This is a genomic window from Paenibacillus sp. IHB B 3415 (assembly GCF_000802655.2).
Lineage (GTDB): Bacteria > Bacillota > Bacilli > Paenibacillales > Paenibacillaceae > Paenibacillus_AQ > Paenibacillus_AQ phytohabitans.
The window spans coordinates 13,360-28,714 of sequence record NZ_JUEI01000061.1; the positions used below are offsets into that span (position 1 = coordinate 13,360).

Consider the following 15,355-nt stretch of genomic DNA (forward strand, 5'->3'; position numbering starts at 1 on the left):
TGCTGACATTAAAGAGGTGTTGGGGCAGCCACCTGCGGGTCCAGTGACAGGCTGACCAATTGGCCCGCGTGGGTGAGACCTGCACCGAATCCGTACAGCAATATCCGCTGGCCATTCCGCACCTTTCCTTCGCGGATGCCAAGATCGAGGGCAAGCGGAATACTGGCCGCCGAGGTGTTGCCGAAATATTCAAGGCTGTACAGCGCTTGTTCAAACGGGTAATTCAGCCGTTCACAGATCGGTTCAATCATCCGCAGATTGGCGCTGTGCGGGATGAACCAGTCCACTTCCGCAAGATCCGCTCCTGCGTTCTGCAGCACCTGCTGTACCCCCTGCGGAACTGTCCGGACCGCCCACTTGAAGACCTCACGCCCGTTCTGTACCAGCATGCCTGTAGCGGCAAGCTCCACTCCGTTCACCTTGTCCGCCAGCCCCGTGCGGTAGACATGCTGCGCTCCGCTCCCTTCGCTGCCGAGATTGAACCCTAAGAAGTGATCTGTATCCCCGCCGCTCTCCACAAGCACAGCCCCTGCACCATCGCCGAACAGAATACTGGTACTGCGGTCAGTGTAATCGGTGATTTTGGACAGCGCGTCAGCGCCGATGACCAGCACTTTATGATGCAGTCCCGAGGACACCAGCGCATGAGCTGTATGCAGGGCATAGACAAACCCCGCACAGGCGGCACTCATATCTATCGCTCCCGAAGTACGCGGAATGCCGAGACGGTTCTGCACAATGGCTGCCACAGAAGGAAAAGAGAAATCGGGCGTACTGGTAGCCACGAGAACCATATCGACATCCTGTACACTTTTGCCATAACGATTCATCAGATCCTGCACGGCGGCTGCACACAAATCACTGGTATATTCATCCGCGCGGCTGATTCGGCGCTCCCGGATGCCTGTTCGCTGAACAATCCATTCGTCATTGGTATCGACCATTTGCTCCAGATCATGATTCGTAAGTCTCCGGGACGGCACATAAGAGCCGATCGCTGTAATTCTTGCACCCTTCATGAATATCACCTCATCATTAGTCATAGCATCTGATATTAGTACTTGGTACTAATAATAACTTAAACCGAATTACTTTGCAAAAAATTACAGGTGAGAATGATTTCCAGACCGCCTTGTGTGATCAATGTATCTTACCAACGTAAAGATTCGATGCTACAATCTTTACAGTGTAAAGATAACCGAAAGGAAGGCTGCAGGCAGTGACGGATAAACCCTACCACCACGGCAATTTACGGAATCAGCTTATAGAAGCAGGCATTAAGCTTATTAACACAGACGGCATTAACAGCTTTTCCCTGCGTAAGGTCGCAGCCGAATGCAAAGTCAGCCACACCGCCCCCTACAGCCATTTCAAAAATATAGATGAGCTGGTATCCGCCATGGGTGAGCATGTCACAGAGCAATTTATGGAATCCCTGCGTGCATCCGTTCAAGGACAGGAGGACCGCCAGGAAGCGATGTTCCAGCTGGGGCAGGCTTACATTGATTTTTTCATGGAGCATCCGCAATATTTCCAGTTTTTATTCTACCACTCAGGCTTAGTCATTGATTTAGACAACTATAATTCCGACAGTTATCCGCCATTCGTTCTATTCCGGACCACTGCCTATCAATTGTTCACAAGCATCGGACTGCCGGAAGCAGAGTTCTTCCGTCAGTTGATTTCACACTGGTCGATGGTGCACGGTATTGCTTCACTGCTTACCAATAACGGGGTGCGTTATTCGGGGAACTGGCGTGATTTGTTAGCGCTCGAATCTATAGTTAAGGAGACATGAACCATGAGAACGATTGTGCACGATCTGCAGGAGCAGGAATTCGCAGGATGGGCAGAGGGCGGGCAAGGAGAGCTGACTGTTATCTCGGACAATGGTACCATCCGCCAGTGTATGGGCTGCTTCGACTGCTGGACACGGACGCCCGGAGCATGCGTAATACGGGATGGCTATAACCATCTGGGCGAGCTGCTCTCCAAAAGCGATGAACTGATTATCATCAGCAAATGTATGTACGGCAGCTACAGTCCCTTTGTGCTGAATGTGCTGAACCGGAGTATTTCCTACGTCCTTCCCTATTTTGTCACCAAGAATGGAGAAACGCATCACCGCAACCGGTATGATCACCAGTTCACACTATCGGTGCATTTCTATGGGGATGACATCACCGAGGCTGAAAAAGGCACAGCCAGAACGCTGGTCGCCGCGAACAGCCTGAATTTATATTCTGCAGGAAATAATGTGTATTTCCATAACAGCCTGCACAGCATTAAGGAGGCGATCCAATGAACATTGCCATGATCAACGGCAGCCCCAAGCCCGTTAACAGCAACTCAGGTATAATGCTGAAGATGCTGGAGCCGCTTATCAGCACGGGGAACGAACTAACCTACTATAATCCGAACAAAAGACCGCTTACCCCTGCGCAATACAGCGAGCTGTGCCGTATGGATGTGCTGGTGATTGCCTTCCCGCTCTATGTAGATGCCATCCCTTCACACTTGTTCAGGCTGCTGGCAACCCTTGAGGAACATCTTAAATCAGAGAAGAAGCACGAACAGGATATCTACGTCTATGCTATGATCAACAATGGCTTTTATGAGGGCAGTCAGAATCACATTGCTCTGGATATCCTTCAACACTGGTGCACACGGGCCGGTGTTCATTTCGGGCAGGCGCTGGGTCAAGGTGCCGGTGAAATGCTGGGCTCCCTGGAGAAGGTCCCTCCCGGCAAGGGTCCGCTTAAGAATCTGGGAAAAGCAATGCAAAGCATGGCCGCTAATATCCAATCCAGAAGCGCAGATGAATCTATGCTGTTCAGCCCCAACTTCCCGCGCTTCGCCTGGAAATTCGCCGCAACCCACTCCTTCTGGAATGCCACTGCGAAGAAGAACGGTTTGAAGAGAAAAGATATACTCAGAAGGCTGTAAAATATCCTGAACGCACGCCAGTACAAGTATTGCCCGTAATGGTTGGTACGCCGGGCCTTGCGCCATACATTCCGGGTCGCCGCCCGGCAGCAAAAGTTGCTATATAAGCTGAACTTAAGAATGACAGTTAGCCGATTAACGCCCCTGTGCCGAGCAAGGAATTCACAATACAGTAGCGCAATAGAGCAGGTTAGATTCTTAAGTTCACTCTATAACTCTAGCTTACATCCGCCTGCGGAGGCCGATGCGGATGAGGGTACGGACGTTGATGCGGTTGCGAATGCGGTTGCGAATGCGGACACGGTTGCAGATACATCTGCATAGAGAAGCACAAATGTTGTACGTATTACAACTCGGATACATAAATACCGGGATATTCGTAAGGATTGTTGTAGGAAATACAACAATCCTTCTGCTAAACCGCTTGGAGCAGGGGAAATGTTGCCTTTTGTACAACAATTCCGGATTTAACCCGCTATCACGAGGGAATTGTTGTATTTCGTGCAAGATTTCAGCTAAATATATTGAACTTAAAAACCAACTAGGGATTACGCTGCACGCTCCGGGTTACCGCCCAACAGCAAATGCGGATACTTACCTGTGTTGCAGAAGTTTGCGCCGCAAAGCTCCTCTAGAGTAAGGAGTGCGGATGCACATTGCGGAATAATTGTATTTCGTGCAGTTAAAAGTCGGCGAAAACCCGGATGAGCAGAGATAACTGTATTCCGTACAATTAAAATAGAGAAGAGTGTCCATTTATGGCATAGGGGAGTTATATAAGTGTAGAGAATGCAATTAAACCTCCCCTCGCGCAATAATAGATCATTTTAGTTGTACAATTTACAGTTATATCGAGTGAACTTAAGAATCTCACTTGCTGCATGGACGAAACCCTTGCTCCTCAAGGGGTTCATCCATCGGCTGTCCACCATTCTTAAGTTCAGCTTATATAGAACTGGAGTGAGCGTCCAGCAGCAGACAACCTGCAACTTGCTTCCAGTGCAGCGGATGGTACAGCAGCGCTACACTGATCATACATATAAGAAGAGCCCGGTCCTTTAACAGGACCAGGCTCTTCTGCATACAGCTCTCTTACTAAATCCGGAGAATTTCATCTCCGGGGATTCGGCGGCCCATTGGCGCTACAATCTCATTTCCCCGCCAGTTCCACCGTAACCTGCTCCACCAGCTTCTCCGGCTTCGCCGTGTTCCTTGACCGGCAGTTCAGAAACTCCACATCTTCTCCATTCTCAACGTAAAAGGCCGGTCCTTCGTGATTCTCGATGCTCACCTGCTGAAATTGCACATCGCGGACATTGCCCAGGTAGAATCCCCGGCGCTGCATGTCCTCCATGCCTGTCATCATATCGGGATGGCCGGGCACTGCATCTTTCGCCATCGAAATATCAATATTAGTGAAGGTGATTTCCGATACATACTGCTCGGCAAGCCCGTACAGGAATCCCGCCGCAGCGTGAACATTGCGGGCTGTAATATTGGCATAATGAATCCGCCGGAATTGAGGCGTCTCCTCCGTCACCGGATACGGGTTCTTATCCCAGACATACTTCTCCTTGCCCCGCGGCCCACAGAAATAGTAAAGGTTAAGTGTGAAGGGACAGATCACATCCTCCATCACAATGTTGCTGACACGGATATCTTCAATAATCCCGCCGCGCCCTCTCCGCGATTTCATGCGGATGCCACGGTCCGTCTGCTTAAACACACAATTGCTGATCGTCACGTTGCGGATGTCACCGCTCATCTCACTGCCCAGCACCACCGCTCCGTGGCCGTGGACCATCACGCAGTTCGTAATCGTGATATTCTCGCAGGGAATCCGCTCCTTGGTATCCTCGGTGCCGGCTTTGATGGCAATGCAGTCATCGCCCACATCGATGTGGCAGTTGCTGATGCGGACATCACGGCAGGACTCAGGATTAATGCCATCCGTATTCGGCGAATCCGCCGGATTCAGGATGGACAGATTATCGATCATTACATTGCTGCAGCCGATCGGATTCACGGTCCAGCTCGGAGAATTGATCAGCTGGACATCCCTGATCGTTACCCGGCTGCAGTTATCGAAGCCGATTAATCTCGGGCGGGGATACTCCAGCTCTTCCGGGTGGTTCCGGTGCTTCTCCCACCAGGGCGCACCGTTTCCATTGATCGTCCCGCTGCCTGTAATGGAGACGTTGGTCAGATCCGCTCCATATATGCAGGCCGCGTGCACCTCCTGCTTCACCCCTTCCCACCGTGATTCCACGGCCGGGTAATCTGCAGGATCGGTACTGAAGGACAATACCGCTCCTGCACTTAAATGCAGCTGAATGTTGCTGCGCAGGCGCACTGCACCTGTCACAAATGTACCGGCCGGAACATACACCGTGCCTCCGCCGGCGCTGTACGCTGCCCAGATGGCGTCCGCAATTGCTGCCGTTGCCGGAACCGCGCTATCCCGGAGCGCTCCGTAATCCGCAATATTAAACACTGCGCGCCTCCTTTCTACTAATCCACTGCTGGTCCAGGCAGCCTCAAGCTTCGCTACGCTTTCCGCCGGATACAGCCACTTCAAACTTCACTACGATTCTGCCGAACCCCCAGTCTCAGGCTCTGCTACACTTTGGCCGGGTACAACGCCTGCATCTCCACACAGGCCATCACCAGCGCCCCTACTCCGTGCAGGTCATTGCTGACCTTCGGCCGGGTTACATAGTTGCGGTAATCTCCCGCCGAGGTCCCGATGCAGATATCCGGCAGAATCAGCCGGTCCTGCTCATCCCACTCCAGCACCTGAATTAAGCCTTCGTAGCCTTTCCGTGCCGCCGCTGCCGCTGCAGCTTCAGCCTCCGCCGGCAGAATACCCAGCTTCACCGCTTTGGCAATCGTGTAGACGAACAGGCAGGACCCTGACGTTTCCAGCCAGTTATCCGGCTCAGCCCCCTTGTCGACCACCTGATACCACAGGCCGCTCTGCGGGTCCTGATAGCGGATCAGCGCCTGCACGAAGCCGCTTAGCTCGGCAGCCAGCTCCGCCCGGCCCGGATCATTCTCCGGCAGCTCATCCATGAACTGCGAGAGCGCCAGCCCGTACCAGCCGAGCGACCGGCTCCAGAACTCCGGCGAGCAGCCGGTTTCCGGGTTCGCCCAAGGCATCCGGCGGCTCTCATCCCAGGCGTGGTAGAGCAGGCCTGTAGCCTCGTCTTTCATGTATTTGCGCATCAGCCGCTCCTGGTGCAGCACCGCTGCGCGCAAGTCCTCTTCTCCATAAGCATTCGCATACTTCAGCGAGAAGACCCCGGCCATATACAGCCCGTCGAGCCACATCTGATTCGCATATTTGTCCTTATGCCAATAGCCGCCTTCGGAGGTTCTGTTCAGCGTCCGCAGCAGATTCCTGAGCTTAGCCGCAGCCTCCCGGTACTTCAGCTTGCCGGTCCGTTCATGCAGCGTGAAGAGCAGCAGCCCCGCTTGTACGGCATCCAGCTCATCCCGGGCAAAATAGAAATTGCCGTATTCATCTACCAGATCATCCACATACTGCTGGATGTATTCGATATAGCGGTCCTCTTGGACAGCCTCCCACAGCAGCTCCATCCCGCATAGAAACACGCCTTGGTGATAATGCCAGCGGTGCGCAGGCGGAAGCTCCCCCGCTTGATACGTATCCATCAAAGAATCACAGGCCTTTTGCGCCCATTCTAAAGGTGTTTGCGGCAGACTGCCTATCATTGTTATACCCCTTTCATATTTCAGAATACCCGGCCTGCCCTCAGCATCAGCCCTTCATCGAGCCCAGCATCGCGCCTTTGGCGAAATGCTTTTGCAGGAACGGATACACCATCAGAATCGGCAGCGTTGCTACCACGATAACAGCCATTTTGATTGTCTGATCCGGCGGCGGCACCGTGCCATCGAGCGTTGCACTGTGATCCATCCCGCTGGCCAGCACGACAATCTGTCTCAGCAGGACCTGAATCGGCCACTTGGCGCTGTTATCCAGATACAGAATGGCGCTCATATAAGTGTTCCAGTACGTCACCGCATAGAACAGGGAGATCGTGGCAATCGCCGGCAGCGATAAAGGCAATACGATCTTGAACAGAATACCGAAGTCGTTACAGCCGTCGATTTTGGCTGATTCCTCCAGCCCTTCAGGAATGTTCTGAAAGAAGTTCTTCAGGATAATCATATTGAAGGCACTGATCGCCGACGGGAGAATTAATGCTGAATACGAGTCAATCAGACCCAGCTCTTTGACCACCAGGAACGTTGGAATCATTCCGCCGTGGAACAGCATCGTGAACACCACCAGGAAGTTAAATACCCGGCGTCCGTCCAGATCCCTGCGGGAGAGACCGTAAGCCATCAGCGACGTGATGAACATACTGAACAAAGTCCCTATAAGCGTTACCCCGATGGACACACCCAGGGCTCTGAAGATTGTATTCGTTGAGAAAATAAATTTGTAGGCCTCCAGGCTCCACACTTTCGGAATCAGTACAAATTTGTTGGCCGCCAGCTCTGCGCTGGTTGTGAAGGACCCTGCTACTACATGGACAAAGGGAAGCACCGTTACCAGCGCGATGATGGCAAGCAGTGTAAAGTTGACAGCGGAGAATATTCTGCCGCTAATCGTACGGTCTTCTACCATTTCAATTCCTCCTGCGGCATTTTAATAAACGCCTTCTTCTCCTATTTTCTTGGATACCTTGTTGACGGTCACCACCATGATCAGACCCACAATCGACTTGAAGAAGCCGATGGCTGTACTATAGCTGAACTGCCCTTGCCGCAGTCCGGCGGTGTAGACATACGTATCGATAATTTCCGCAACTTCCCGGTTCATGGAATTGAGCAGCAGGTAGACATGTTCGAATCCAAGATCGAGTACGGAACCGATTTTCAGAATAAACAGGGTAATGATAACTCCGCGGATCGCCGGCAGTGTGATATGCCAGACTTGTCTGAGCCTTCCGGCTCCGTCCATACGCGAAGCTTCATAGAGCCCGGGATCGATCGCAGCGATGGAAGCCAGATAAATAATCGTACCCCAGCCCGCTTCCCGCCAGATGACCTGAATAATGTACATGGGTCTGAACCAGCCGGGACTCAGCAGGAAATTGATTTTGGAGAATCCGAAGTAGGCCAGCAGTTCGTTGATAATCCCCCCGTCCATCGTCACCATGACGAAGGAAATCGAGACGACGATAACCCAGGACATGAAGTGGGGCAGGTAGACCAGGGTCTGGAAGAATCTTTTGAAAAAAGTGCCTCTGAGTTCATTGAGCATCAGGGCAAGGATAATCGGAATCGGAAAATAAATCAGAATATTCATCCCGAACAGGATCAGGGTATTCCCCAGAATGTTCAGGAAATCGGGTTCGGTAAACAGGCGGCTGAAATGCTTCATTCCAACCCACTCGCTCCCTGTAATCCCTTGGTAAGGCTTGTAATCCTGGAAGGAGATAATCAGTCCGTACATCGGCAAATATTTAAATACAATGAAATACAGCACTCCGGGGATCAGCATCACATAGAGTAATTTGTTTCTCCACAGCCGTTTTTTAAGCTCGCTGCTGCTCTTATAGCTCTTAGGCTTCTGTTCGGGAACTACACGGGGCTGGGCGGTAACTTCCTGCATGATTCTCTTCCTTTCTCTGTAAATTCTTCTATATTTGAAAAAAAGGCTGCCGAAGCGCTAACCCAAGCAGCCTTCTTTCATGTGGTCAGCCCGCAGTCAAAGCTGCTGCGTTCTGCTTATTTTTTGTACACGGCATTGTATTCTTCGATGATTTGGGCCCCGCCCCGGCTCTTCCAGTTCTCGACTTCTTTCTCGAAACCGGCTTTATCGAGCTGGCCGTACATGTATTTATAAGTGGCATCTGTAATGATCTGCTGCAGTTCAACACCCTTGGAAGTGTAGGTTGACGAATCGAGCGCTGCCGTAGGATCGGCAACCCCTACCTTCACATTCTCCAGCACCAGCTCTTCCGCATGAATCCGGCCCGGCAGCACGTTCAGACTCTGGTACATGCCGTTCGTTTCGTATTCGCCGATTACGCTGTCCTTGAAGCCTTTGACTTCACGTTCGATCAGCTCTTTATTATCTGTTGCTTTGGCTTTGCCGTCTTCCACGGTATAGTGTGTACCTTCAATCCCCCAGTACATCAGGTTGGAGACTTCAGGAGTCATCATGTAATCAAAGAACTTCAGGATCTTCTTCAGCTCTGCTTCATCCTTAACCGCTGATTTCGGGAACAGCACTACGTTGTTATAGCCGGGAATCATCCACTGGGCGAACTTGCCGTCAGGTCCGGCCACCATACTGTGTGTGTCCAGCACGGCATCCGGCACGTTCTTGATCAGGTCCTTGTTCAGGGAATCGATATCCTGCATGGAACCGCCGATATACAGTCCTGCTTTGCCGCTGGTGAACGTATTTACCGCATCCGTTTTACTGGTTGCTGCAAAGTCCTGATTCATGTATCCGCCGTCACGCAGGTTTTTGAAGAAATCCATGGTGTCAAAGTACTGCGGGAAGGTAAATTCCGGAGCCAGCTGGCCGTCCTTCTCCGCCCAGTTGTTCGGTGTGCCGAACCAGGAAGAGACGGTTTTGAACGCACCGTACACCAGCTCATTCCGGTCAACAACCCCGATCGTATCCTTTTTCCCGTTGCCGTCAGGGTCCTGCTCCGTGAAGGCTTTAGCCATTGCGAACAGTTCCTCGGTATTGGCCGGTGCTGCAAGTCCCAGCTTATCCGCCCAGTCCTTACGGTAGATAATCCCTTGACGGGCCAGCGGACGGCCGATATACAGGGTATACAGCTTGCCGTCTACCTTGGTGTTATTAAGGATTTCCGGCTTCAGCTTGTTCAGGTTGGGGAATTCGCTGAGGAGCGGTCCAATCTCCCAGAACTGTCCGTCCTTGATCGCTTCCTTCATCTGCAGGAAGGTCGTCTGATTCTTCAGATACGTAACCTGCGGCAGTGAGCCCGTGGCGAAGGAGGAGTTCAGCTTCTCTTCATAGGTATCTGCCGGGAAAAATTGATAGGTCAGCTTCGTATTCGTCAATTTCTCCACTTCCGTCTTGATCGTGTCCGGTGGAGTATCTGTCGTGTTCAGCGGGAGCATGATTTTGATCTCTGTCGGCTTTTCCGGTTCTGCTGCCGGCTCTGTAGTCGCTGCCGTGTTGGTTCCGGTGCTTGCACCTGGATCTTTGGTTGCCGCCGCCTCATTATTGTTGTTGCCGCCGCATGCGGACAGCATGCTGAGTGTCAGCAGCGAGCTGAGGAGCAGGGTGAAGGATTTTTTCGTCATTCCTTTTTGACCTCCGTTTAACTTGTATTGGTTACAAGCCTCACATTACAGTCCACGGAGGATTACGAATACAATCATTTACTCATAAAGGCGCGCTGGGGCTGGGGGTGTGGGTTAATGATTATCGTGTGATGGGGGGAGGGGGATATACATTGTGCGGTGGGCTGGGCATGGAGCGTGGGGATGGACATGGGGGAGGGGAGCGGCGGCGGGCGGGACTGCGTGAGCTTTGGACTTCCGGCCGCTGTTAGGTTTGGATTTCTTGATTCGTACCGCTGCTTGCGGTAGAAATCCAAACCTAAAGGCGGACGCTATCGCTCCTACAGTTCCAAACCTCCCTCCGTCCCTTTCTGCCGCTCCACGGGTGGGCCCTTTCAATGTATATCCTTGAAAGGGGAAGCAAAGTGCAAGCCCCGCCGCTTCGCTCGCGGCGGGGCCAGGAATAATGTTGGTGGGTAGAACCGGTGAAGTCGGGGATAGTGAAGCAGGGTGGGGGAGTGGGGAAGCTTGAATTTAAGTGCTGAGGGAGAGCGCCAGAGTCAGGAATAGCACATCAACGGGGTACGAGCGGGGAGCAAATCCAATATTACTCAAAAATCCTGCACCAAATACAACATTTCCCTCAATAAATTGGCCGAATTTCAAAATTGTTGTACAGAATGCAGCATTTCTCCTCCAACTGGCGGCACAGCGGGGAAATTCTTGTATTTCGTACAACAATCCTTCGGATTACCCGGATATCTGTGAACCAAAGTTGTAATTTGTACAACAATTTTGCGGTTACACAGTGAACTTGACTGTAATTCGCGCGCTTACCACCCTTTTCACCCTCTTCAAGTAACGAATCTACGTCACACTCAATCAGCAACCCGAGAACTTCTTCGACTGGGAGCTGTACAGCGGCACAATAAGGCGATGATGATATCGTTAGCCGGCTGCTTGTTGGGTTATAGTCATAGGCGCTTTATATAGTACAGAGTCGTAAACTATACGAGCATACAGTAAAATGATAGGTAATTTAGTTTTTGGAGGCGGGTATATGAAATATTATGTTGTGGATGCATTTGCGGAGAAATTATTTGAAGGTAATCCCGCGGGAGTATGTATTATGAAGGGCTGGCTTCCGGATGAGACAATGCAGCAAATTGCTGCTGAGAATAATCTCTCGGAAACAGCTTTTGCCGTCAAGGAGGGGGACCATTACCGGTTACGCTGGTTTACTCCGGCTGATGAGATCGAACTCTGTGGCCATGCTACTCTCGCAACAGCTTATGTCCTGGCTAACTTTTATGAAACTAATGTAGACAGCTTTAAATTTCAGACCATGAGCGGTGAACTGGTTGTTCTAAGAAAAGGGGAGTATTACGAGCTGGATTTCCCCAGCAGAATGCCGGAGCCTTGGACTTTAACCAGTCAAATGGTTGAAGCTCTCGGCATTCAGCCGGTAGAGACTTATTTAGGCAGAGATTTAATGTTCGTGCTGGAAAAAGAAGAAGATGTACTTAACGCTGCTCCTGATTTCTCTAAACTGCGGCTGCTTCCCGATGGACTCGGGGTCTCAATCACGGCCAGAAGCGAAACCTATGATTTTGCTTCCCGCAGCTTTTTTCCTAAGCTGAATGTGAACGAGGACCCTGTATGCGGCTCTGCTCACTGTAATTTCATTCCCTATTGGGCAGCGCGGCTTGGTAAGGACGAATTAGTAGCCCGGCAGCTCTCCAAACGCGGAGGAACATTATATTGTAAAAATGACGGGGATCGCGTAAAAATAAGCGGCTCTGCAGTTTTATATGCTGTTGCTGAGCTTCAGATCGATTAAGAAAATAACAGCTCTTTACATTAAAGCCCCACCGCTTCGTTTGCGGCGGGGCTTGGATTATTTTATTTTCAATATAATCTTGCCCTTAGCCCGGCCGGATTCGGAGTACTCCATCGCCTGCTGAGCTTCTGCAAAAGGGAATACCCGGTCAATCACAGGCTTGATTGCACCGGATTCAATATAATCAGCGATGATCTCCAGCTGTCTGCCGCTCGGCTTCATGAACAGGAAGCTGTATTTCACCTTGGTTTTGCGCTCCAATCTTGTAAGTCTCCGGGTGACGAGCCGTAATAGATTAACCTTCAGGAACCCTAACCCATACTCTTTGCCGAAACGGGCATTAGGCAGACCTGATACCGATACAACTTGCCCTCCGGGTCTGACGATTCGGAATGCTCTCTCTAACGTTTCTCCGCCAATGGTATCGTATACTCCGTCATAATTGTGCAGCACCTGATCAAACTGCTCTGCTCTATAATTGATGACCTGATCGGCCCCAAGTGACTTAACGAGTTCAGCGCCAGCTCCGCTTGCAGTGGTTGCAACGTAAATCCCCATCGCTTTGGCAAGCTGGATGGCGAAGGTACCCACTCCGCCTGCTCCCGCCTGAATCAATACCTTTTGTCCAGCCGACAGCTGTAAAATATCATGCAGTGCCTGGTAAGAGGTGAGCCCTACCAAAGGAATGGAGGCAGCTTCTTCAAAAGTGAGGTTGCCGGGCTTCAGCGCAATATCCTCCTCATGAACAGCAATATACTCCGCGAAGGTGCCAATCCTGCTTTTTCTGGGCCGGCCGTAGATTTCATCACCTACCTTGAATTTCTTCACTTTATCCCCCACCTGGATAACCACACCTGAGAAATCATTGCCCAAAATAAGCGGCATCTCATATTTCAATAACATCCGCACTTTGCCATCCCGGATTTTGAAGTCGATCGGATTGATACTTGCCGCATGGAGCACCTCATGCTCACCGACTTCGGGCATTGGGCGGTCCGCTAACAGCAGCGGGGTTTGTCCGTATTTTTCGATAACCATTGCTTTCATGATGGAACCTCCAGCTCTTGACTAATAAAACCGTTCGATAAAGCGAACCATGTGCTGATGAGTATGCCATACATGAATTCCTTAATGCAAACAGCAGCAAGTGCTGTACCTGCTACCAGATTAATAAGGAAGACTAAGATCAATGTTAGAACAAACAAGCGATGTTTCGACATTGTAACTACTCACTTGGTTAATTATGAAAAAAAGTTATAAGTATATCACGTATGCTCCCTATACCTTCTATGATAAAGGAAATATGGACACAATTAAGCCCCACCGCAGGCTTCTGTGGTGGGGCTTGATAATAAAGCTAATTGAATATCAACTAATTAAAAATTCTATATACTCAGCCTTCCCCGTGAGTAAATAAAGTTACTACAGGAGAATCAGATACTCCTGGACCCACAATAATTGGCACTAAAATGATGCTAAGAACAGTTAGAAGTACTACTACCTTCTTCTTCATGAGAAACTCCTCCCAAAAGTAGAATTTGATACTGATCCTGAACTTCTTGATTGGCAACTCTCCTAAATCTTTCAAATAGAGTTACACTTTCTAGTATATACTTTTCATTGTTTATACGTTGGAAATTTTTTATAGTTTTTAACAAAAAATCAAATCCTTTATTGTGATCGCCTTTATGTAAATAATAGTATGCTAATTCATACATTAGTGTAGCGTGACGATCTAGAGTTAGTTTTCGAGAATATCTACCCTGCAGCAATTCATTCAAGTTCGAATCAAGTTCTGGCTTAAAGTGTTTCAAAATAGCATCTACATCAAGTTGATTTTTATTTGCTGCTTTTAATATATTTAAAAGTCCAATAATCAGTTCTCCGCTATGCTTATCAATATAGGCAGTATAATGATCGATTACAGAGGTATCTCCGCCCAAAAGATTTGATATATACACATTGACTTCAGCCCATTCAATGAATAGGTTCTTCCAATAATCCACTGCCTCGCCTTCTTCTTTGACCCAACTTAAATCAGCATAACCATTTATGTGGGTCAAAGCCCCTTCATAATCCCCTAGCTCATCACAAACGTTTCCCCGCAGCAAGTCACTGTAAGCAATATAAAAGAACAAGGGTCTACCAGGTAGTTTGCCCGGTTCGGCTGATTTCCGGTCAGACCGATCCTTCATGTCATATTGGATTCTGGCTTTATGACCCATTTTGGCGGCAAACTCCTCAACCTTATCCCAGCGCTGTAAGGAACGGTATGTATTGGCAAGCTCTTTGAGTGCATCCAGCTGGTCCACTTCATCCAACCGCTCAACGAAGGGCTCAAACCGGTTAGCTATCCACAGATTTCTGTCCTGATCATCACTAAGTGAGATGGTAAACAACCGATACTGGCATAGTGCCAGCCGTTCCGAATGCTGGAAGCGTTCAGCTTCGGCAACAATCTCATAGATTGCGGCGGCAGCCTCCATTTTCCCGGCAGTGAACAGTTCTTCCGCTGTATCAAACAACAGGGGAGCGTACATCAGGTTGTCCATAATATGGCGGGCAAGTCTCTGAATGCTGTCCAGCTTGTTTAGATCTGCACAGCGGAGCAGCAGCGGACCAATTCTGCGCCAGTCCGAAGAGCCGTCGATAATATAATTATCGATGTACAGGTCGTAGAAGAACCCTTCCTCCCGTCCCATCGCCCGAGTGATCCGGTCAAGCTGCTGCATCGCAATCGGCCGGTGCCCATGAACGATATTACTGAGTGTCCCGGAATGAAGCTGGGAATGCCTGGCGAATTGAGTGATCGTCAAAGCTTTTTGTCTTAAATACTCCTCCAGTTCTGCTAATATCGTGGTTGTTGCCTCCAAGTCATAACCACCTTTCCTCTTCAATTTGTGATAAATAGAATAAAATCCCTTTTTTTGTTATACAAAATATACCAGTGGTCGATTCAATTATCAAGATGAAATTATGTATATTTCCTTAATTTTTAAATTTTGGCATTACAGTTGCCATTCTAAAAAAACTATACCTTTATTCTCGACCTTCCAGTTATCTCGGCGTACCGAAAAAGGAGCATAACGTCTTAACCATCCCCGGGTGGATACGGCTTCGCCGTCCTTAAATTAGCGAAGCAGGCAGTGCGTGTCTGCAGGAGGCGGGACTAGATCATTGGGGGAGGGGGATTCACAGATTTAAGGAGTTTTATGTACAGTTCTTGAGCGCGGTGGATTAATTTAAGTGGAATTTGTACATCTAATT

At 49.9% G+C, this 15,355-nt stretch carries 12 protein-coding genes; 4 read left to right on the top strand and 8 right to left on the bottom strand.

The annotated features are described in order from the left end of the window. Nucleotides 1–8: 8 nt before the first annotated feature. Complete coding sequence (locus tag QW71_RS24785; protein WP_152679853.1) at nt 9–1,019, bottom strand: ketoacyl-ACP synthase III; 1,011 nt, start codon at nt 1,017–1,019, stop codon at nt 9–11. A 200-nt stretch (nt 1,020–1,219) separates the two neighbouring features. On the opposite strand from QW71_RS24785, the gene QW71_RS24790 reads away from it, so the two are divergent. From QW71_RS24790 to QW71_RS24800, 3 genes are read left to right on the top strand one after another with little or no spacing between them, the layout of a single operon-like run. Beyond that, a complete protein-coding gene (locus tag QW71_RS24790; RefSeq protein ID WP_039305357.1) occupies nt 1,220–1,798 on the top strand; it encodes a TetR/AcrR family transcriptional regulator in 579 nt (192 codons plus the stop codon). 3 nt (nt 1,799–1,801) lie between these two features. After that, entirely contained in the window at nt 1,802–2,305 is a 504-nt protein-coding gene (locus QW71_RS24795; protein WP_039305360.1) for a flavoprotein, read from the top strand. Further along, nucleotides 2,302–2,946, top strand: coding sequence for a hypothetical protein (locus tag QW71_RS24800; RefSeq protein ID WP_039305363.1), 645 nt, complete (start codon nt 2,302–2,304; stop codon nt 2,944–2,946). The genes QW71_RS24795 and QW71_RS24800 overlap by 4 nt, the downstream gene beginning before the upstream one ends. A 1,150-nt stretch (nt 2,947–4,096) precedes the next feature. Here the strand turns inward: QW71_RS24800 and QW71_RS24805 are convergent. The 5 genes from QW71_RS24805 to QW71_RS24825 all read right to left on the bottom strand — a co-directional run bounded on the left by QW71_RS24805 (nt 4,097) and on the right by QW71_RS24825 (nt 10,269). Then, complete coding sequence (locus tag QW71_RS24805; protein ID WP_039305366.1) at nt 4,097–5,440, bottom strand: glycoside hydrolase family 28 protein; 1,344 nt, start codon at nt 5,438–5,440, stop codon at nt 4,097–4,099. A gap of 125 nt (nt 5,441–5,565) precedes the next feature. Further along, nucleotides 5,566–6,681, bottom strand: coding sequence for a glycoside hydrolase family 105 protein (locus QW71_RS24810; protein ID WP_039305369.1), 1,116 nt, complete (start codon nt 6,679–6,681; stop codon nt 5,566–5,568). A 46-nt stretch (nt 6,682–6,727) separates the two neighbouring features. Further along, nucleotides 6,728–7,603, bottom strand: coding sequence for a carbohydrate ABC transporter permease (locus tag QW71_RS24815; RefSeq protein ID WP_039305372.1), 876 nt, complete (start codon nt 7,601–7,603; stop codon nt 6,728–6,730). Between the two features lie 21 nt (nt 7,604–7,624). After that, nucleotides 7,625–8,593, bottom strand: a complete 969-nt coding sequence (locus QW71_RS24820) for a sugar ABC transporter permease (RefSeq protein ID WP_039305375.1) — start codon at nt 8,591–8,593, stop codon at nt 7,625–7,627. Between the two features lie 116 nt (nt 8,594–8,709). Beyond that, nucleotides 8,710–10,269, bottom strand: coding sequence for an extracellular solute-binding protein (locus QW71_RS24825; RefSeq protein ID WP_039305378.1), 1,560 nt, complete (start codon nt 10,267–10,269; stop codon nt 8,710–8,712). A 1,039-nt stretch (nt 10,270–11,308) separates the two neighbouring features. On the opposite strand from QW71_RS24825, the gene QW71_RS24830 reads away from it, so the two are divergent. Beyond that, nucleotides 11,309–12,088: a PhzF family phenazine biosynthesis protein gene (locus QW71_RS24830; RefSeq protein ID WP_039305381.1), complete on the top strand. Its 780-nt coding sequence runs from the start codon at nt 11,309–11,311 to the stop codon at nt 12,086–12,088. A gap of 57 nt (nt 12,089–12,145) precedes the next feature. On the opposite strand, the gene QW71_RS24835 is transcribed toward QW71_RS24830, so the two are convergent. After that, entirely contained in the window at nt 12,146–13,135 is a 990-nt protein-coding gene (locus QW71_RS24835; protein ID WP_039305383.1) for an NADP-dependent oxidoreductase, read from the bottom strand. A gap of 428 nt (nt 13,136–13,563) precedes the next feature. Next, a complete protein-coding gene (locus QW71_RS24840) occupies nt 13,564–14,961 on the bottom strand; it encodes a transcriptional regulator (RefSeq protein ID WP_039305385.1) in 1,398 nt (465 codons plus the stop codon). Nucleotides 14,962–15,355 lie beyond the last annotated feature (394 nt).